General features: G+C 70.4%; 17 protein-coding genes. 10 read left to right on the top strand and 7 right to left on the bottom strand.

Annotated features, from left to right (window positions below):
* Nucleotides 1-1071, bottom strand: coding sequence for a hypothetical protein (locus ACZ5WE_RS18635; RefSeq protein ID WP_467694829.1), 1071 nt, complete (start codon nt 1069-1071; stop codon nt 1-3).
* Nucleotides 1072-1493: 422 nt separating this feature from the next.
* Here ACZ5WE_RS18635 and ACZ5WE_RS18640 point away from each other — a divergent pair, with 422 nt between their 5' ends.
* Nucleotides 1494-3722, top strand: coding sequence for an MMPL family transporter (locus tag ACZ5WE_RS18640; protein WP_467694779.1), 2229 nt, complete (start codon nt 1494-1496; stop codon nt 3720-3722).
* Between the two features lie 97 nt (nt 3723-3819).
* Here the strand turns inward: ACZ5WE_RS18640 and ACZ5WE_RS18645 are convergent, their stop codons facing one another.
* Entirely contained in the window at nt 3820-4800 is a 981-nt protein-coding gene (locus ACZ5WE_RS18645) for a DUF3048 domain-containing protein (RefSeq protein WP_467694777.1), read from the bottom strand.
* 182 nt (nt 4801-4982) lie between these two features.
* On the bottom strand, nt 4983-6128 hold the full coding sequence (locus ACZ5WE_RS18650; protein ID WP_467694775.1) for a S1 family peptidase: 1146 nt from the start codon (nt 6126-6128) through the stop codon (nt 4983-4985).
* Between the two features lie 338 nt (nt 6129-6466).
* Between ACZ5WE_RS18650 and ACZ5WE_RS18655 the strand changes: the two genes are divergently transcribed.
* The 7 genes from ACZ5WE_RS18655 to ACZ5WE_RS18685 all read left to right on the top strand — a co-directional run bounded on the left by ACZ5WE_RS18655 (nt 6467) and on the right by ACZ5WE_RS18685 (nt 15480).
* The gene (locus tag ACZ5WE_RS18655) at nt 6467-8428 is read left to right on the top strand and encodes a M13 family metallopeptidase (RefSeq protein WP_467694773.1); all 1962 of its coding nucleotides are present in this window, start codon (nt 6467-6469) and stop codon (nt 8426-8428) included.
* A 182-nt stretch (nt 8429-8610) separates the two neighbouring features.
* On the top strand, nt 8611-8745 hold the full coding sequence (locus ACZ5WE_RS18660; RefSeq protein WP_467694771.1) for a putative leader peptide: 135 nt from the start codon (nt 8611-8613) through the stop codon (nt 8743-8745).
* Between the two features lie 78 nt (nt 8746-8823).
* Nucleotides 8824-10086 (top strand): LLM class flavin-dependent oxidoreductase, encoded by a 1263-nt coding sequence (locus tag ACZ5WE_RS18665; RefSeq protein ID WP_467694769.1) that lies wholly within the window; start codon nt 8824-8826, stop codon nt 10084-10086.
* 18 nt (nt 10087-10104) lie between these two features.
* Nucleotides 10105-11508, top strand: coding sequence for an NtaA/DmoA family FMN-dependent monooxygenase (locus tag ACZ5WE_RS18670; protein WP_467694767.1), 1404 nt, complete (start codon nt 10105-10107; stop codon nt 11506-11508).
* Between the two features lie 15 nt (nt 11509-11523).
* A complete protein-coding gene (locus ACZ5WE_RS18675) occupies nt 11524-12651 on the top strand; it encodes an LLM class flavin-dependent oxidoreductase (RefSeq protein WP_467694765.1) in 1128 nt (375 codons plus the stop codon).
* A 679-nt stretch (nt 12652-13330) separates the two neighbouring features.
* Nucleotides 13331-14506 (top strand): lactate 2-monooxygenase, encoded by a 1176-nt coding sequence (locus ACZ5WE_RS18680; RefSeq protein ID WP_467694763.1) that lies wholly within the window; start codon nt 13331-13333, stop codon nt 14504-14506.
* Nucleotides 14503-15480, top strand: coding sequence for a 2-hydroxyacid dehydrogenase (locus ACZ5WE_RS18685; RefSeq protein WP_467694761.1), 978 nt, complete (start codon nt 14503-14505; stop codon nt 15478-15480). Before ACZ5WE_RS18680 ends, ACZ5WE_RS18685 begins: the two co-directional genes overlap by 4 nt.
* Before the next feature lie 64 nt (nt 15481-15544).
* On the opposite strand, the gene ACZ5WE_RS18690 is transcribed toward ACZ5WE_RS18685, so the two are convergent.
* The gene (locus ACZ5WE_RS18690) at nt 15545-16366 is read right to left on the bottom strand and encodes an endonuclease I family protein (protein WP_467694759.1); all 822 of its coding nucleotides are present in this window, start codon (nt 16364-16366) and stop codon (nt 15545-15547) included.
* 298 nt (nt 16367-16664) lie between these two features.
* Nucleotides 16665-17873 (bottom strand): acyl-CoA dehydrogenase family protein, encoded by a 1209-nt coding sequence (locus ACZ5WE_RS18695; protein ID WP_467694757.1) that lies wholly within the window; start codon nt 17871-17873, stop codon nt 16665-16667.
* A 227-nt stretch (nt 17874-18100) separates the two neighbouring features.
* Between ACZ5WE_RS18695 and ACZ5WE_RS18700 the strand changes: the two genes are divergently transcribed.
* Nucleotides 18101-18322 carry a hypothetical protein gene (locus ACZ5WE_RS18700; RefSeq protein WP_467694755.1) on the top strand — a complete coding sequence of 74 codons (222 nt, stop codon included), beginning with the start codon at nt 18101-18103 and terminating at the stop codon, nt 18320-18322.
* A gap of 26 nt (nt 18323-18348) precedes the next feature.
* On the opposite strand, the gene ACZ5WE_RS18705 is transcribed toward ACZ5WE_RS18700, so the two are convergent.
* Together ACZ5WE_RS18705 and ACZ5WE_RS18710 are read right to left on the bottom strand one after the other, a co-directional pair.
* The gene (locus ACZ5WE_RS18705; protein ID WP_467694753.1) at nt 18349-18528 is read right to left on the bottom strand and encodes a hypothetical protein; all 180 of its coding nucleotides are present in this window, start codon (nt 18526-18528) and stop codon (nt 18349-18351) included.
* Nucleotides 18529-18697: 169 nt separating this feature from the next.
* Nucleotides 18698-19156, bottom strand: a complete 459-nt coding sequence (locus ACZ5WE_RS18710) for an RrF2 family transcriptional regulator (protein ID WP_467694751.1) — start codon at nt 19154-19156, stop codon at nt 18698-18700.
* A gap of 511 nt (nt 19157-19667) precedes the next feature.
* Here ACZ5WE_RS18710 and ACZ5WE_RS18715 point away from each other — a divergent pair.
* Complete coding sequence (locus ACZ5WE_RS18715) at nt 19668-19895, top strand: type A2 lantipeptide (protein ID WP_249585724.1); 228 nt, start codon at nt 19668-19670, stop codon at nt 19893-19895.
* Nucleotides 19896-19982: the final 87 nt, after the last annotated feature.

Consider the following 19982-nt stretch of genomic DNA (forward strand, 5'->3'; position numbering starts at 1 on the left):
TCAGCTGCCGTCCACCGCGGAAGGGGAGTCACCCACGGCCGCGGAGTCTCCCGCGGAGGCGGTCGCGGTCGCCGCCTGCAGCGCCGTGATGCACGCGGCGATCGACTGCTGCAGCTCCTCCAGGCGCCGCATCATGTCGTCCTCGTAGATGTCCTCGACCTCGGCGTCGTCGAAGGTCAGCTCCTCGAAGACCTTCGTCGCCTTCTGCAGGCTGCTGTAGAACTTCGCGCGGCGCTCCTGCACCCGCAGCCGCGGGTCGCTCTGGACGGTCTGGGCCACCAGGTCCTTCACGGTGTCGTACGCCTCGCGGGCCCACTCGCCGGAGTCCTCGCCGTCGTCCAGCTCGTCGATGAGGGACAGATGCCGCTCGGCCTCCTCCTTCAACTCGGCGGGCGCGTCGATCAGCTGGCCCGCCGACGTCTTGACCTGACCCTTGTCGACGATCTGGCGTACGTAGTCGACGCGGTCGCCCGCCTTGGCCTCGGCCGCGACCGCCTTCTTGAGGTCGTCCGCCCGCACGATGTCGCGAACGAGCTCGGTGCGCAGCGCGGGGTCCTCGTCGAGCCGGTCCATCAGCGCGCGCCGCGCCGCCTCGGCGGTCCCGGGGTCGGCGAGGATCGCGGCCCGCAGCGCGGTGGGGTTCTCCGCGACCTCCAGGGCCTTGGTGGCGCGGATGCCCTCGGCCTCGGCGGCCTCCGTGATCGCGGTGCCGCGCGGGGACAGGGCGCTGGAGCGGGAGGAGTAGTACGTCAACCAGACGTCGGAGTCGGGAAGTTCGATGTCCTCGCCGGGCGTGAGCGCCTCGAAGTGGGGTACGAGGCCATCGTCAGCGGCCTTGTCCCAGGCTTTGTAGTAGCGCATGACGCGCTCGGCCGAGCAGCCGGCCAGTTCGCTGAACTCCTTCGCCGAGATCTTCGGCGTCTCGTCGGCGCCCTGTCCGCCGGGGCGCACACTGCGCGCCACCTTCAGGGCGAAGGCCCAGCCGCCGGTCCGTGCGTAGGCACCGAACTCGCGGGCGTCCCGGGCCACCGGCTCGGGCACGTCGGCCGGCGAAACCGCGGAGGGGTCCACCGAGGGGTCCTCGGACGAGGCGGCGGCTTCAGACGGCGCGGTGGCAAGAGTCACGAAGGTTCTCCTGGATGGTGATGACAAGTACCTGAGAGCTGACTCGACACCTTATCTCTCCTATTAGGGTGTTATAAGGGCGAGTTGTTCTGGGGTGCATGGGTGTCCCAAGGTACGGAGGCGAAGCCTCCGGTGAGTGGGCGCGCGATGTGGGGTCTACACATGCTGATCACATCTCCTCCCCGAGGATGACCCAGCGTGCGCGGCACTACAGCGCCCGTGGGCGCAGAGTCCGGCTCTGAGTCTGACTGCCGGGCCGTTCAGGGACTGGACTATTGAGGGGAAACCTGCTGACCGCCCTGACGTGCGCCGATCGTGCCGCGGGGGGTGTCACCCTGCCTGCCGAAACCGACGGGAGCCCCTTCGCCGTGGCTACGTTCCTTTACAAACTGGGCCGCCTCGCCTTCCGGCGACGCCGCTATGTGGCACTGATGTGGGTGGTGCTGCTGGCCGGCGTCGGCGTCTCCGCGGCGACCGCGCCCGCACCGCCCGAGGACTCCTTCTCCATGCCGGGGACGGAGTCCCAGAAGGCCTTCGACCTCCTCGACGAGAAGTTCCCAGCGGCCAGCGCCGAAGGCGCCACCGCCCGCGTCGTCATCCGCGCCCCCGAGGGCGAGAAGCTGACCGAGTCCGGCCCCAAGGGCGACGTCGAGAAGCTGGTCAAGACCCTGGGCGCGGGCCCGCAGGTCTCCGAGGTCGCCGACCCGTACAAGGCCGACGCCGTCAGCAAGGACAAAACCACCGCCTACGCGTCCGTGACGTACAAGGTGGCCGCCACCGAGCTGACCGACAAGGCGCGTGACGCGCTGACCAAGGCCACCGACGACGCCCGCAAGACGGGCGTCACCGTCGAGACCGGCGGCGACGCCGTCATGGCCGAGGAGGAGATGGGCGGCTCCGCCGAGCTCATCGGCATCGCGGTCTCCGCGGTCGTCCTGATCATCACCTTCGGCTCGATGGTCGCCGCGGGCATGCCGCTCCTCACCGCCATCATCGGTGTGGGCATCGGCATATCGGGCATCGCGGCCCTCGGCAGCGTCCTCGACCTCTCCGCCACGACCAGGACGCTCGCGATGATGATCGGCCTCGCCGTCGGCATCGACTACGCGCTCTTCATCGTCTCCCGCTACCGAGCGGAGATCGCGGACGGCCGGGAACCGGAGGAGGCAGCGGGCCGCGCCACCGGCACCGCCGGTTCCGCCGTGGTGTTCGCCGGACTCACCGTCATCGTCGCGCTGTCCGGCCTCGCGATCGTCAACATCCCGATCCTCACCAAGATGGGTCTGGCAGCGGCCGGCACAGTGGCCGTGGCCGTCCTCATCGCACTCACCATGATCCCCGCGCTGCTCGGCTTCGCGGGCAAGAAGGTGCTGCGCCGCAAGGACCGCAAGAAGCCCGTGAGCGAACTGCAGGACGCGAACGCCAAGCCGAAACTGGGCGCGCGTTGGGCGCGCTTCGTGCTGCGCCGCCCCATCCCTGTCCTGCTGCTCGCCGTGGTCGGCCTCGGTGCGGTCGCCGTACCGGCCACCAGCCTGGAGCTCGGCCTGCCCGACGAGGGCACGTCGGCGCCGGACACCACGCAGCGCAAGGCGTACGACATGCTGTCCGAGTCCTTCGGTGCCGGCTTCAACGGCCCGCTGATGGTCACCGTCGACACCGACAAGGACAAGGGCGCGGCCGCCACGGCGGGCACCGTCGGCAAGGAGATCGCCAAGATCGACGGCGTCGCGGCCGTCACACCGGCGAACGGCAACAAGTCCGACGACACCGCGATCTTCAACGTCGTACCGAAGACGGGCCCGAGCGACCACAAGACCGAGGGCGTCGTCAAGGAGATCCGCTCGACGGTCGACGGCCTCGGGGAAAAGACCGGCTCCGAGGTCCTGGTCACCGGCGCCACCGCCCTGACCATCGACTTCTCGCAGACCCTGGACGATGCGCTGATTCCCTACCTGGGACTCGTCGTCGGCCTGGCCTTCCTGCTCCTGATGCTGGTGTTCCGCTCGGTGCTCGTGCCCCTCAAGGCGGCGCTCGGCTTCCTCCTGTCGGTGACCGCGGCGCTCGGCGCCCTGGTCGCGGTCTTCCAGTGGGGCTGGCTCGCCGACATCGTCGGCGTGGACCAGCCGGGCCCGATCATGAGCATGATGCCGATCTTCATGATCGGCGTGGTCTTCGGCCTCGCCATGGACTACGAGGTCTTCCTCGTGACCCGCATGCGCGAGGCGTACGTCCAGGGGGCACGCCCCGGCGAAGCCGTCGTCACCGGCTTCACGCACGGCGGGCGGGTTGTCGCCGCCGCGGCCGTCATCATGATCAGCGTCTTCTCCGGCTTCATCATGGAGAACGACGACATGATCAAGATGATGGGCTTCGGTCTGGCCATCGCCGTCCTCTTCGACGCCTTCGTCGTCCGCATGGCGATCGTTCCGGCCGTGCTCGCCCTCCTGGGCAACAAGGCGTGGTGGCTGCCGAAGTGGCTCGACCGCGTGTTGCCGAACGTCGACGTGGAGGGCGAGAAGCTGCACAAGCAGCTCGGCGACTTCCCCACGGCACGCCAGGAGGAGCAGGACCGGGAGCTCGAGTCCGTACGCGGCTGAGCACCTGACGCTCCGTGAGGAGCAACCCTGTCAGCCCGGTGACCGACCACGGTCACCGGGCTGACGCCTGTCCCCTGCGGCCGGTCAGCCGACCGGCTCAGCGGTCCGCGTAGACCATCCAGACCTGCCCGGGAGCGAAGGGCATCCGCTGTCCGTTGGAGAGCGTGAAGGACGTGCCGCTCTCGGGGCTCGACCGCTTCCAGCGCGTCTCGTACGCCTTGCCGCCCCGCAGGACGGTCGCCCTGCCGCTGCCGACCGTCTTGATGTACGGAGTCGCCGCGCCGTTGACGTCCTTGTAGCGCGACGGAGGCATGGCGACATGCTGGATCACGATCGTCTTCGCTCCCAGACGCGCCCCCGATGTGCTGCGGGCCGGCGTCCCGTCGAACGACGCGAGCCAGCGGCCCTCCTGCGGCGACCAGTTGAAGGTGTGGCTCGCCGAGGAGTAGCGGACCGTCCGCGCCGATGTGGGGGCGCCGCCCGCCGGGGCCGGGCCGAAGCGGAAGCCGATGTCGGTGGGGCGGTCGGCCTTCGGGGCCGAGCGCAGCACGGAATCGGGACGGACGAAGAGGTTGTGCGGTGCGGGGCGGCTGCTGTCGCGGAAGTAGGCGCCCGGCACGCTGCCGAGCGGGCGGGCGTACAGCGGTGACTCCCTGAGCGTCTTGTTGAGCGCGCTGCGCACCCCCGAGTAGGCGAGGGCCGGGCGGCCGAACTGCCGCAGCAGCTCGACGTCGGACTCCCGGGCGCTGCGCACCGGGCCGACGGCCTGCGGCAGACGGCTCGAGTACACGCCCATCAGGCGGCTCATGCCGCCCTCGACCTTCTCCACGTAGACGATGTCCGCCTGCGCGAGACCGGTGTGCGGCCGGGCCGTGCGCGCGTTGTCGAACTTCACCGCGAGGACCGGCCCCTGATCCGCCGTCTGCCCGGTGAAGGGCGACGGTTCGCGCGGCGGGGCCCCGGTCTGCGCCCGTGTGCTCTCGTACGCCGCTCCCATGGTGAGCGCGCCCACGGCGAGCGTGGCGAGGAGTCTTGTGCCGATGCGGGCGCGGCGGCGGCCCCCGGCCGTTGCTGTCATCGCGGTTCTCCGTTCGTCCCCGAACGCGCGGTTCCGGGAGCAGTTCGTTCCTGGCAGTGGCAGCCGCAGTCCTTCCTCCGGGGCGCGGGCGGTGAACCCCGTTAGGGCCATCCAGCCGCCAGGACTCACCGCAGCGGCGTACGCGCCGGGCCCTTCCGCGGGCCCGGCGCTGTCCGCCGCTCTCAGGCGGTGTGCAGGGTGAGGCCGTAGCGCCCGAGGATCTCGTTGACCGGCTGGTGCCAGGTCTCGCCGCCGCCGCTGCAGTTGCCCCAGCCGCCGGAGGTGACGCCCTGGGCCTGGTCGCCGCTGATGAACGAGCCGCCGGAGTCGCCAGGTTCGGCGCAGACGCTCGTCTTGGTCATCTGGTGGACGGCGCCCTGGCTGTAGTTGACGGTCTCGTTCTTGGCGAGCACGGTGCCGCAGTGCCAGTGCGTGGTGGAGCCGGAGCGGCAGACAGACGCGCCCACGGGCGCCTCCGCCGAGCCGCGGACGAGCTGGTCGGGGACGGTGCCCCAGCCGAGCACCACCGGGACGGTCCACCAGCCGTTGCCGACGCTGACGTACGCGTAGTCGTTGTCGGGGAACGAAGAGCCCTGGAAGTTGCCGATGTTCGAGTTGTCCCAGCCGCGCACCGCGGCTCCCGCCTGCCCGCAGTGGCCCGCGGTGACGAACCCTCCGTGGACCGAGAAGCCGATGGAGCAGCGGACGTTGCCGGTGTAGTAGGGGTCGCCGCCCACGGTGCCCGCGGCGAAGGTGCTGGGCGCCTTGCCGACGGTCTCGACCTGGACGGGGCCCGCCTTCCGGGCACGGTCGACGAACCGTCGGACATCGTTGTCGTCCTTCTGAGCAGCGACGACGTTCACCACGATGTTGTTGCTGCGCGGCGCCACGTGCCAGCTGCTGACGCCCTTGGGCGCGGACAGGGAGTCGATGCTCTGCTTGGCGGCGTCCAGTTCCTTGGCGCTGTGGCGGACGACGCGGACGGTGGCGCCCGTCTCGCGCAGGGCGTCGGTCTGGTGCGCGCTGGTGGTGGCGACGGTCAGCTTCTCGGTGCCCGCGTCGTACCAGGAGCCTGCGTACGTGGATCCGGCTGCCCGCTGTGCCGCGCGGTCGACGCGGATCGCGGTCTTCTCGGCCGCGAGGCGATCGCGGGCCTGGCTCGCGGTGAGCCCGAGGTCGTCCTGCAGGGCGGTGAGCATGCCCGCGGACGCCGGGGGAGCGGCGGGCGCGGGGGCGGCCCCGGCGGTGGAGGTGAGCGAGGCGCTCGCCCACGTGCCGACCAGGAGTAAGGAGGAGAAGGCGATGCGGACTCCGGTTCTGCGTCTCACGGCAGTGCCCTTTCTGTCGTTCCATCGGGGTGGGGAGGAACAGGGGTGATGAGAGCGCTCTCACGATGAGTTCAGGCGGAGCATAGGAGTGGCGTGGGGTCATGTCCATACCAACTGGGCGTCTCCGAGCGGCAATTGGAGCCCGGAATCTCAGCGCGACGAAGACTGGGTACGGTGTGCGCTTTTCCTTTCGCCCGGTTCAGGCCAAGGAGCATCAGTGACGGTCACCCCCGCCGCCAGCCACCACGTGATCCAGGTGCGAGGCGCCCGCGGGCTGAGGCCAGGTCGCCGGCACCAGCCGATCGTGCTCGGGCGGCGTGTCCGCGTAGGGTGCGTGGATGAGCATGCTGGATGACGCCCGCGCGGGCATGAACCCCGAGATCCGGCCGCAGGACGACCTGTTCGGCCACGTCAACGGTCACTGGCTGGAGAACGAGCCGATCCCCGAGGATCGCTCGAGCTGGGGCCCCTTTGTGCAGTTGGTCGACACGGCCGAGGAACAAGTGAAGGTGATCATCCAGGACCTGGCGTCGGCCTCGACGTCCGGCGCCGTCCCGGATGACGCGCGCAAGATCGCCACGCTGTACGCCTCTTTCATGGACGAGGAGGCGATCGCCGCCCGCGGCCTCGCCCCGGCGCAGCCCCTGATCGACGAGGTCGCGGGTCTGCGGGACACCCGGGAGCTCGCGGCGTTCCTCGGCCGCTTCGAGCGGACCGGCGGCTCGGGTCTCTTCGGCTCCTACATCGACTCGGACGACCGTGACTCCGACCGCTACCTCTTCAACATCCTCCAGGGCGGCCTCGGCCTGCCCGACGAGTCGTACTACCGCGAAGAGAAGTTCGCCGAGATCCGCGAGAAGTACGTCGCCCACCTCACCGAGCTGCTCACGCTCGGGCAGCACGCCTCGCCCGCCGAGGCCGCGCAGACGGTCCTCGCCCTGGAGACCCGGCTCGCCGCAGGACACTGGGAGCGGGCCGAGACGCGTGACGTGCAAAAGACCTACAACCTCCTCACTCTGCACGAAGTGATCACCCTGGCGCCGCACTTCGACTGGCGGGCCTTCGTCGAGGGCCTCGGCGGCTCGGACGCCACCATCGCCGAGGCGTGCGTCCGCCAGCCGTCCTACTTCCGTCACCTGTCCGCGACCCTCGCCGAGGTGCCGATCGAGCAGTGGCGCGACTGGACGCTGGTCCGGGTCCTTCGCTCCTGCGCGCCGTATCTCACGGACGCGTTCGTCCGGAACAACTTCGAGTTCTACGGCCGCACCCTGAACGGCACGCCGGAGCTGCGAGCCCGGTGGAAGAGGGCGGTCGCCTTCGTCGAGGGCTCCATCGGCGAGGCCGTCGGCAGGGAGTACGTGGCGCGGCACTTCCCGCCGAGCTCCAAGGCGCTGATGGACGACCTCGTCGCCAACCTCCTGGAGGCCTACCGCCAGTCGATCGCCCGCCTGGACTGGATGACGGACGAGACGAAGGAGCGCGCGTACGAGAAGCTCGCCACGTTCCGTCCCAAGATCGGCTACCCCGACACCTTCCGCGACTACTCGGCCCTCGAGGTCTCTGCCGACGACCTGCTCGGCAACGCGCACGCGGCGGCCGCCTTCGAGTCCGACCGACAGCTCGCCAAGATCGGCTCGCCGGTCGACCGCGACGAGTGGTTCATGCTGCCGCAGACGGTCAACGCGTACTACAACCCGGGCACCAACGAGATCTGCTTCCCCGCGGGCATCCTGCAGAAGCCGTTCTTCTCGCCCGACGCGGACTCCGCCGAGAACTACGGCGGCATCGGCTCGGTCATCGGCCACGAGATCGGCCATGGCTTCGACGACCAGGGCGCGCAGTACGACGGCGCGGGCAACCTCAACGACTGGTGGACGGCGGCCGACAAGACCGCGTTCGAGGCGAAGTCGAAGGCGCTGGTCAAGCAGTACGACGCGTACTCGCCCCGCAATCTCCCCGGCGAGTTCGTCAACGGCTCGCTGACGGTGGGCGAGAACATCGGCGACCTGGGCGGCCTGACCATCGGGCACACGGCGTACAAGATCGCGCTCAACGGCGACCCGATGCCCACGAGCGACGGCCTGACCGGTTCCCAGCGGCTGTTCATGAACTGGGCCTACTGCTGGCGCACCAAGCGCCGCAAGGAGCAGGAGCAGCAGTACCTCACCATCGACCCGCACTCGCCGCCGGAGTTCCGGGCCAACATCGTCCGCAACCTCGACGAGTTCCACGAGGCCTTCGGGACGACGGACAGCGACGGGCTCTGGCTGGACCGGGCGGAGCGCGTCAGGATCTGGTGATCCGACCCGGGGGCGGCCACGACCGGAGTGCCGTGGGCGCCCCCCCCGGATCCGTCGCGCGGGAGCGGAACAAAAGGGCGTGGTCCGGTAGTTGTTCCTGGCGGACGGCTGCGACCTCACGTAGGGTCCGAGCAGGCTGCCGACCGGCGAGGCCCCGGGCCCGCCGAACCAAAAGAGCGGAGGTGACGGACGTGCCACAGATGCCGTTCGTGTCCGCCCCGCGGGTCCCGGTGATCGGCCCGAGCCGCCAGGTGCATCTGTACTCCCGGCCGCACATCGACCTGCAGCGCGTCGCCGGCGCCCTCTGTCGTTCCTGACCCGTCGCCCCGCCGCCGCACCCTCGCAGCCGAGGGGCCGGTGTTCTCGTACGGTCGCATCAGGAAGGCACTCCTCTCGTGTCGTCATCACCCGCACCTTCATCCGCCCTGCCCTCTTCCGGCCCTGCCACTCCTTCGGCCGCGCTGCACCTCGCCGTCGCGCTCGACGGCGCGGGGTGGCATCCGGCCGCCTGGCGCGAACCGGTGGCCCGTCCCCGGGAGTTGTTCACCGCCCGGTACTGGGCCGATCTGGTCACCGAGGCCGAGCACGGCCTGCTCGACTTCGTGACGATCGAGGACTCGCTCGGACTCCAGTCCGCACACTTCACCGAACCCGACGGACGCACCGACCAGATCCGCGGACGGCTCGACGCCGTCCTCATCGCCGCCCGCGTCACCCCGCTGACCAGCCACATCGGTCTGGTGCCGACGGTGGTGACCACCCACACGGAGCCCTTCCACATATCGAAGGCGATCGCCACGCTCGACTACGTGAGCACGGGCCGTGCGGGCGTACGCGTACAGGTGTCGGCCCGTCCGGACGAGGCCGCGCACTTCGGTCGGCGAACCCTCCCCGCCTTCCGTTCCGAGGACATCGAAAGCCCCGCCGTACGGGAGTTGACCGCCGATCTCTTCGACGAGGCGGCCGACTACGTCGAAGCCGTGCGCCGGCTCTGGGACAGCTGGGAGGACGACGCGGAGATCCGGTCCATCGCCACCGGCCGTTTCATCGACCGCGACAAGCTGCACTACATCGACTTCCAGGGCGAGCACTTCAGCGTCAAGGGCCCCTCGATCACACCCCGGCCGCCGCAGGGCCAGCCTGTCGTCAGCGCGCTCGCCCACGAGAACCCGACCGACGCGCCGTTCCGGCTCATCGGTCGCTCCGCCGACATCGGATACGTCACCCCGCGCGACGCCGGGCACGCGCGCGCCGTCGTCACGGCGGTCCGCGGCGAACAGGACGCGGCCGGGCGGGCCGACGAGCCCCTGCACATCTTCGGTGACCTGGTGGTGTTCCTCGACGACGACCCGGCCGCCGCCACGGCCCGCCGCGAGCGTCTGGACGCCCTCGCGGGCCGCCCGTACACCAGTGACGCGCAGGTGTTCACGGGTACGGCCGCTCAACTGGCGGAACTGCTCCTGGAGTTGGGGAAGGCCGGTCTCACCGGATTCAGGCTGCGCCCAGCCGTCGTCGGCCACGACCTGCCGGCGATCACCCGGGGCCTGGTGCCCGAACTCCAGCGGCGCGGCGCCTTCCGGCATACGTACGAAGCCGGCACCCTGCGCGGCCTCCTCGGTCTCGCCCGCCCCGCAAGTCGCTACGCCGCCACCGCCTGAGCCGGAAGGACCCCCGACATGAGCAAGTCGCCGTCACCGGACGAGCCGCTCAAGCAGATCCACCTCGCGGCACACTTCCCCGGCGTCAACAACACCACCGTATGGAGCGACCCGGAGGCCGGCAGCCACATCGAGTTCGACTCCTTCGCGCGTTTCGCGCGGACCGCCGAGCGCGCCAAGTTCGACTTCCTCTTCCTCGCCGAGGGGCTGCGCCTGCGTGAACAGGGCGGGCACATCTACGACCTGGACGTCGTGGGGCGGCCCGACACGTTCGCCGTCCTCAGCGCGCTCGCCGCCGTCACCGAACGCCTCGGCCTGACCGGCACCATCAACTCCACCTTCAACGAGCCCTACGAGGTGGCCCGCCAGTTCGCAAGCCTCGACCACCTCTCGGGCGGGCGTGCCGCGTGGAACGTCGTGACCTCCTGGGACGCCTTCACCGGCGAGAACTTCCGCCGCGGCGGTTTCCTGCCGCAGGAGGAGCGCTACTCCAGGGCGAAGGAATTCCTCCACACGGCGGGTGAGCTGTTCGACTCCTGGCGCGGGGACGAGATCGTCGCCGACCGGGAGACCGGCAGCTTCCTGCGTGACGCCCGGGCGGGCGCCTTCGTCCACCCGGGCCAACACTTCGACATTCAGGGGCAGTTCAATGTCCCGCGCAGTCCTCAGGGGCGGCCGGTCATCTTCCAGGCCGGTGACTCGGACGAAGGGCGTGAGTTCGCGGCCGCGGACGCCGACGCGATCTTCAGCCGGTACAGCACGCTCAAGGAAGGCCAGCGGTTCTACACGGACGTCAAGGGCCGCCTGGCCCGCCACGGCCGCACCCACGACCAGCTCCTCATCCTGCCCGCCGCGACCTTCGTCATCGGGGACACGGACGCCGAGGCGGAAGAACTCTCCCGGGAGGTGCGGCGCAAACAGGTCAGCGGCGCCACCGCCATCAAGCACCTGGAGTTCGTCTGGAACCGCGACCTCTCCGCGTACGACCCGGAAGGCCCGCTGCCCGACATCGACCCGGACACCGGTGAGCACACCATCGCCCGCGGCCGGGCCCAGGTGCGGATGTACCGCGACCCGCTGGCCACTGCCCGTGAGTGGCGGGAACTGGCCGCCGCGAACAAGTGGTCCATCCGCGACCTCGTCATCGAGACCGGCAACCGCCAGTCCTTCGTCGGCGCCCCGGCCACCGTCGCCGGGACGATCAACTCCTTCGTCCAGGCCGACGCCGCCGACGGCTTCGTTCTCGTCCCGCACCTCACCCCCGGCGGCCTCGACACCTTCGCCGACACCGTGGTCCCGCTGCTCCAGGAACGCGGCGTCTTCCGCACGGAGTACGAGGGCACCACCCTGCGCGACCACCTGGGCCTGGCCCACCCCGACGCGGTCGCGCCCTTGCCCGAGCCCGCGTCGGCCGCCCACTGAGAAGAGGACCCACCCATGTCACCCGTTCCTCTCGGCGTCCTCGACCTGGTCCCGGTCTCGTCCGGCTCCACCGCGGCCCAGGCGCTGTACAACTCCATCGACCTGGCCCGGCGGACCGAGCAACTCGGCTACGCCCGCTACTGGTTCGCCGAGCATCACCTCAACCCGGGCGTGGCCGGCACCTCGCCCGCGGTCGTCCTCGCCCTGACCGCCGCCGCGACCTCGACGATCCGGCTCGGGGCAGGAGCCGTACAGCTCGGTCACCGCACCGCGCTCTCCACGGTCGAGGAGTTCGGCCTGATCGACGCGCTGCATCCCGGGCGCCTCGACCTGGGGCTCGGCCGCTCCGGCGGCAAGCCGCCCCGAACGCCCGCTGCTCCGCCGCCGACCGCGACCCCCGTCGTCGACGGCCGCGCCCCCAACGGGCTGCGGATCCCGGCGCGGTTCTCCTACGAGCATCTGCTCGGCTCACCCCGCGTCGCCCTCCAGCGCAAGCTGCTCCAGCAGCCCCGCGCCGAGGCACCGGACTACGGGGAGCAGGTCGACGACATCCTCGCGCTGCTCGCGGGAACGTACCGCTCGGACGACGGCATCGAAGCGCATGTCGTCCCCGGCGAGGGAGCCGACATCCAGGTGTGGATCCTGGGCAGCAGCGGCGGCCCGAGCGCAGACGTCGCGGGCCGGGGCGGCCTTCCTTTCGCCGCGAACTACCACGTCAGTCCGGGCACGGTACTCGAAGCCGTGGAGGGCTACCGCGCCGCGTTCAAACCCTCCGACGTACTCGACAGGCCCTACGTCAGCGTCTCCGCCGACGTCGTCGTCGCCGAGGACGACGAGTCCGCACGCGAACTCGCCGCGGGCTATGGCCCGTGGGTCCGCAGCATCCGCACGGCCGAGGGCGCCATCCAGTACCCCACTCCGGCCGAGGCACGCCGGCACGTCTGGACCGACGCCGACAGGGCCCTGGTCGAGGACCGCACCCAAACCCAGTTCACCGGCTCCCCGGGACGCGTCGCGGACCTCCTGGAACAGCTCCAGGAAGCCACCGACGCCGATGAGTTGCTCATCACGACCATCACCCACGGCCACGCCGAGCGGGTGCGCTCCTACGAACTGCTCGCCGAGGAGTGGGGGCGCAGGTGAGGTGCCCGTCCGCCGGGCGAAGGGCCGCCGCCCGGCGGACGGTTGCGGTCAGGCGATCGGCCAGCAGGTGTACGCGTTGTAGTTGACGCCGTTGCATCCGAACCACTTGCCATAGAGGGAGCAGCAGCTGTGCGAGGGCGAAGGCGTCCCGCGCGGACAGCTGCGGCGCGCGGGCGGCGACCTCGTCGGCGAGCACCGCGGCCGCGACCCGGTAGGCGCGGAGCACCGCCTGCAAGGGGCAGCCGTCCGCCGCGCGCGCCGCCGCGGAAGCGCCGCAGCTCACCGTCGCCGATCGCACCGTCCGTCACCCAGTGGTCGAGGAGCCGGTCCGTCGCCCAGGCCGCGCTGGCCCGTACCTCGGGGAACCTGCTGCCGTCCAGCGCCGTGTACGCCGGAACTTGTTCGTGCACCGCGTCGACGACCGCCTCGACGAGACGGGCGTCGGCCAGGAGTTCCTGCCGGACGCGTTCCCGCTTGTTTGTCACAGGGTGATAGTCCCATCGGAAAAGGGTGCGTACGGCCATGGACGGCGCTTGTCACTGTGGCAAGGATCGACGGGTGGACAGTGCTGTCTCACGCAGTCTCACAGCTCACGCAGTCTCACAGCTCATGCAGTCTCACAGCTCACGCAGTCTCACAGCCTCACGCAGTCTCACGGCCACCGGACGGGACCCACCACATGACGACGACGCCGAACTGGGCGGACTTCCAGTACGAGATCTATCTCAACGGCATGACTGGCGCCGTACCCCGCCTGCCCACCGACCTGACCCGCCTGGAGGAGCTGACCGAGCAGCGCCTCGGCCCGGGGCCGGTCGGCTACGTCTCCGGAAGCGCGGGCAACGGCAGTACCGCCCGCGCCAATCGTGAGGCACTCGACCGGCGCCGGATCGTGCCCCGCATGCTGCGCGACGTACACGAACGCGATCTGTCCGTGGAGGTGCTCGGCCACCGGTTGCCGGCGCCGCTCGCCCTCGCGCCCGTCGGCGTCCTGTCGATCATGCATCCGGATGGCGAGTCCGCCGCCGCCCGGGCGGCAGCTGTCCGCGGAGTCCCGTACATCCTGTCCTCGGCGTCCAGCACCCCCATGGAGCAGGTCGCCAAGGAGATGGGGGACACACAGCGGTGGTTCCAGCTGTACTGGGCCAAGGACCGTGACGTCACCAAGAGCTTCCTGGACCGGGCGAAGGCCTCGGGCTTCACGGCCCTGGTCGTCACGCTCGACACCCCGCTCCTCGCCTGGCGGCCGCGCGACCTCGACCAGGCGTATCTGCCGTTCCTGCACGGGGTGGGCACCGCCAACTACTTCAGCGACCCGGCGTTCCGCGCCGGTCTCGCCAAGCCGGTGCACGAGGACCCGAACGCGGCGGTGATGCACTTCGTCGGCATGTTCGCCGACCCCGCGAAGACCTGGCCGGACCTGGCGTTCCTGCGCGAGAACTGGGACGGTCCGATCGTGCTCAAGGGCATCCTGCACCCGGACGACGCCCGCCGCGCCGCCGACGCCGGCATGGACGGAGTGGTGGTCTCCAACCACGGCGGCCGGCAGGTCGCGGGCTCCGTCGCTGCGGCCGACGCGCTGCCCCGCGTCGTGGAGGCGGTCGGCGACCGGCTCTCCGTCCTCTTCGACAGCGGGATCCGCACCGGTGACGACATCTTCAAGGCGCTCGCGCTGGGCGCCGAGGCCGTGCTCGTGGGACGGCCCTACGCCTATGGGCTCGGCTTGGACGGCCAGGCGGGCGTCGACCACGTGATCCGCTGTCTGCTCGCCGAACTCGACCTTACCCTGGCCCTGTCCGGGCATGCCGGGCCCGCCACGCTCACCCCCGACGACCTGATCGAGGAGACCGCATGACCGCTGTGAAGAACGTCCTCGCCATCGTCTCGCCCCACGTGGGCGGCCGCGCGGCGGGAGGCGCCCTCGCCGGGCTGCTTCCCGCGTCGGCGCATGTCGCCGTCGTCGAGTCGGCCGACGAGGACCCCGCTGCCCTGCGCGAGGCACACGTCATCATCACCGGCCTCGCCCCGGTCACCGCCGAACACATCGCGGCGGCCCCGGACCTGGAAGTCGTCCAGTGCGCGAGCCACGGCTTCGACTACGTGGACCTGGACGCGGCCCGCACACGGGGCGTGCACGTCTGCTCGATCGGCTCCAGCGGCGCCGAGAAGCAGAACGTCGCCGAGCAGACCTTCGCCCTCATGCTCGCCCTCGCCAAGCAGCTGATCCCGGCGCACACCGCTCTCACCGAGGCGGACTGGGCGCTGCCCCGCCTCCAGCAGTCCATCACCGAGCTCTCGGGCAAGACGCTCGGCATCGTGGGACTCGGCCACATCGGCGAGGAAGTCGCCCGCCGCGCGGTCGTGTTCGACATGAGCATCGTCTACGCCGGGCCGAGCGCCCTGGGAGCGGAGGCGGAGGCCCGCCTCGGCGGCGCGCGCCACGTCGAACTCGACGAGCTGCTCCGTACCTCCGACTACGTCAGCCTGCACGCCCCGCTCACCGAGCGGACGCGCCACCTCCTGGACGCCGAGCGCCTCGCCCTCCTGAAGCCGACGGCCTTCGTCATCAACACGGCGCGGGGTGCGCTCATCGACCAGGACGCCCTCGCCGACGCCCTCACGGCCGGCACGCTGGCCGGGGCGGGCATCGACATCTTCGACCCCGAACCGCCCACCGCCGCCCTGCGCCTGCTCAAGGCTCCGAACGTGGTGCTCTCGCCGCATGTCGCGGGCGTGACCCGCGAGACGCTCGTGCGCATCGGTCTCGCCGCGATCCAGAACGTCGTCGGCCACCTGGAGGGCAAGCCGCTGGGCGACGTGGTGTCCTGACGCTCCGTCAAGTGCCGGTGGTGGCAGCGCTCCAGGGATCGTTGCCACCACCGGCGCCTGCGATCTACCAGATCGCTCCGACCCACTCGGGGTGGTCGACGAACGGGTTGCGGTTGTGCTGGAACTGGTCGTAGATGGCCTGGTTGCGGTTCTTCTCGAACGTGTCCGGCGGGTCCTCGTCGCTCCACTGCTTGAGCACGGAGAGGCGCCCGATGGCCGGGGCGCTGCCGTTGTCGACCTTGTCGTTGGGTTCGAGGTCGGCGAAGCCGTCCTCACCGTCGTAGCGCACGGCCATGTAGAGGATCATGCGGGCCACATCGCCCTTGACGGCGTCACGGGGCTCGAAGGAGTCGGAGTCGGTGTAGTTGCCGGGCGCCTCGCCGACCTCGCTGCCGCCGTTGTCGAAGTCCTTGTTGCCGCGGGTGCTGTTGACCGAGACGTCCGTCGGCCGCAGGTGGTGGATGTCGGTCCCCGGGCCGGTCGCGGTGCCGAAGTCGCCGTGGGACTTGGCCCAGGTGTGCTCACGGTTCCACTGGTCCGGGTCGCCGCCGTTGCTGTCCTTGCTCTGCGAGCGGCCGGTGTAGAGCAGGATCACGTTGCCGCTCTCCGCCGGGTCCTCGTCGGTGACCTTCAGCGCGTCCCAGACCTGGTCGTACGACAGCTTGGTCTGGTCGCTGATGATCGTGTGCAGGGCGCTCTTCAGCTCCGGACCGGTCTTGCCGATGGCGTCCTTGTAGTACGTGTCGTCATAGGCACCGGTGGCTGCCGCGGTCGGCGTGGGGGCCGTGGTCGCGGCGTCGGCGGCGGCCGGGACGGTGATCCCGACGAGGACCGCGGCGGCCGTCATGGCCAGCGGTTTCCAGCGACGTATGTGAGGGACGGGCATGTGGGGGTGTCCTCTCCCAGAGGCTCGCGCACCGCGGAGTCCCTCAACAGGGTCCGCGTTCTACGCGAGTTGACTAGTGGGCCAACGGGAGAGTGGCACGGGTGGGCACATCACTGTATGAACGTTGTGGGTCGAAGTTGTGACGATGTCATGGACGCGACATGCCGGATGGCTGGGCGGCCCGCTGCTCTACAGGGCGCGGACCGTCAGGATCTGCTGTGCGTGGCCGACGGGGCCGGCCTTGCGGATGCGGGACGTCGTGCTCGATCGACATCTACCCGAAGGCCGAGGCGGACGTCTACTGAAGTCCGTTGAGGTAGTGCTCCCCGAGGTCGCGCAGGCGGTGCGCTGCGGAGCTGTGGGCCGTCAGGGCGCGGGCGTTGCGCCAGAACCTGTCGAGCCCGGGGTCGGCCGGAGGAGAGGGCGCGTCGGCGGTGAGTTCGAGGACGCGGGTGGTGATGTGCAGGGCGGACCGGGTGGTGACCGCTTCGGCCGCGCCCACGAGGAACGCGATGTCGGCACGCTCGCCGGCGCCGAGCGCCGGCCCCGTCTCCAGGCCTTGGGCCAACGCCTCCGTCGCGCGTTCCACCACCGCGGCGGCGCTGTGCGCGGCCGTCGCCAACTCCCCGTAGGCGAGCAGCAGATAGGGGTCGGTGGGCGGCGGCCCACAGTCACCGCTGGTGTCCAGGGCGGCCGACATGGCGGCGGGACGCGGCAGGGAGCGGCTGATGTCCCGTGCCTCGGCCAGCGCGCCCTCCGCGTTGCCGAGGCCGACCTGGACGAGTAGGAGGCGGCGGGCCAGCGGGGCGAGCGCGGTGAACGGTGAGATCTCGTGCTCGTCCACGGGGACCGTGCCGAGGACTTGGTGCGCGGCCACCGGTACGTCGTCGTAGCTGACACCGCCCGTACCGCTCAGGCGCTGCCCGAGCAGATCGTGTGCCGGTTCGGCGTGGACGCCGGGGTGGGCCGGGTCCACATGGACGACCGCCCACTCGCCGGTGTCCGTGCGCCGCGCCGTGTGGACGAGCCGGTCGGCGACGGTGACGCCCGCGGTCAGCGGGCGCCTGCCGTGCAGGACGTACCCGTCGGCGGCCGGGATGAGCGCGAGGCCGGTGGGCGTCTGCGCGTCCGGCAGTTCGATGTCACCGCCCCAGAGCCACTGCTCGCGCACGGCGCGCAGTTCGAGCGCGGCTGCGTCTTCGGGCGTGCCGAAGAGGCGCGGACTCCACGACAGGGCGTGGTGGTGCGCGAGGAGTTCGGCGATGGAGCTGTCCGCCGCCGCGATGTCCCTGAGCGCCGTACACGCCGTGCGCCAGTCGCTGCCCCGGCCCTGCGGGCCGTCCTGGCCGGGCGGCATCAGGAGCGCGGGCAGTCCCGCCTCGCGCAGCCGCGAGACCTCGTCGACCGGAGGCTTGCCCGCCCGGTCGCGCAGGTCCGCGTCGACGGCGAGGTCGTCGGCGAGGTCCCGGACGACGCGCGGCGAGGCGGAGGGGATCAGCGTTGTCACGGGGACGCCTCACAGATTCCTAGTTTCCCTACCTGATTGATAGGAATAGTGGGTGTGAACTCCCGCCGCGACAAGGGGGTGTTCAAGGGGCGGACCGCTCCGTCTCGCAAGTTGGGACCGGGACGGCGGCTCCGGCGACGGCCCTTCCTGCTGATCGCCCGAGGGCGCTCCGAGGGCGCACCGAAATTCGGTTACGGAAGGGCCACCGTCATGCCTAGCATCCGACCATGCCAAGACCTTCCGGGTTCACCTACGAGCAGCACCCAGACGCCGGCGTGACGATCACCCACCATGGGCGCGCGGCCGGCAGGCTGCGCGGTGCGCGCGCCGAGAAGTTCCTCGCCGAGGTCGAGTCGGGCGACGCCCAGCTGGTGATGGCCCGTTGGACCGGCGCGTACAAGCACGGCAACGAACGCACGGCGCGCGACCACCCCCGCAACCGGCGCTAGGTCCTGGGCGGGTGGAGACGCGGGGCTCATCCGGCGTGGGACTCATCGAGCGTCTGTGGGCGGCGGGAGAGATGCCCTTCCGCGACGGGGCGCAGGCCGACGTGGTCCAGGCCGTCGAGGAGGACGGTGTCACCGAGGCGTACTCCATCTTCGAGAGTCCGCTGCCCGATGGTGGGGGGGTGGGTGTCCGGCGGGGGCAGCGGCATGGGGAACATCGGCTACCTGGCCCGGCTCGACGCCGACCGCTCCTTGCTGTGGGTCGCGTCATGTTCCGCTCCAACCCGTTCGTGGGCGTGCGTCATGAAGGAGCGACCGCCGTCTTCGCCAACGACTGGGGAAACCAACTGGCCCTCGACCTCACCGGGCTCGCCTTGCCTAGGGATTCGTCCAGGCCGCGGGGTCCGCGGCGAGCTCCGTGACCGGGGTGGGCAGTTCGGCGCCCGCGACGTCGGCCAGAGTCACGCCTTCGAGGATCTGGCGCACGTTCGCCCGCAGCGCGATCCACAGCGGCAGCAGCGATGTCGCGGGCCCGCTGTAGGCCAGCTCCGGAGGGCGTACTCCGCGCACCGACACCAAGGGGCCCTCCACGACGCGGATGACGTCCGCGATGCTGATGCGGTCGGCGGGCCGGGCCAGGCGGTAGCCGCCGTTGCCGCCGCGCTGGCTGAGGACGAGACCGCCGCGCCGCATGTCGTTGAGGATGCTCTCGAGGAACTTGTGCGGGATCTCCTGGGCGTCCGCGATGGCCTCGGCCTTCAGCGGCCCGCCGTCCTGGCACGCGGCGAGTTGCAGCGCGGCACGTACCGCGTAGTCCGCCCTGGCTGAGATCCGCATGGCCGCAATTATGACGTCCGGCGGAAGCTCGGCGGGTACCGGGCCGTCGCCTCCCGCGCCCCGCCCCCGTGCCCCTCCTGGCGTCCCCTCCCGATGTCCGGCCCGGTATCCGCTCCCGGTGTCCCCTTCGGCCACGATTCAGCACGCCTTCAATAAATCTGCACATCGAATGCGCAGCCCAGTCACGCCATTCGGCGAATAGTCCACGCGAAGCCCTTGTGTATTGACCACAGAACTTTCGCTTTGGTGCGAGAGTGTCCGCTTTGGTGGAGGGAGTCCTTCCGCTCGCGGGATTTCCGTCTGTGAAGCTTGTGAAGGAGCTGCTCCCGCGCGGTGAACATGCCTGCACGCAGCGGTGATTCGATGCCGCGAGCGCCGTCGGACATCACAACGTCGATTGGATGTACGACCTGCGAACGTGCTTTGATCCTGGCCACCGCGGAATTCGCACTTCAGGTTCCGCAGTGTTGGAAACACCTTTGCACCATTCATGAGAAGGGCAGCTCACACCATGAACTACACCCCCCAGGTCGAGACCCTCGAGATTTCCGACGCCGACCTCGACAACGTCTCCGGTGGCCTCGTCGCCGGTGTCGCGGGCAACGTCACCAGCACCGTTGACTCCATCGCCCCCGTCTCGGGCGTCGTCGGCGGCGTCGTCGGCACCGTCGAGGGCGTGACCGGTCTCAACACCGGCGCCGTCACGGGCCTGGCCTCCGGCCTGACCGCTGGTCTCTGAGCTGAAGCTCACTGAGACGCCATGATTCGTGAGCCCCGGAACCATTGGTTCCGGGGCTCACGGACGCCACAGGCAAAGTAAGGGAAG

The organism is Streptomyces sp. NPDC033180 (genome assembly GCF_055577645.1).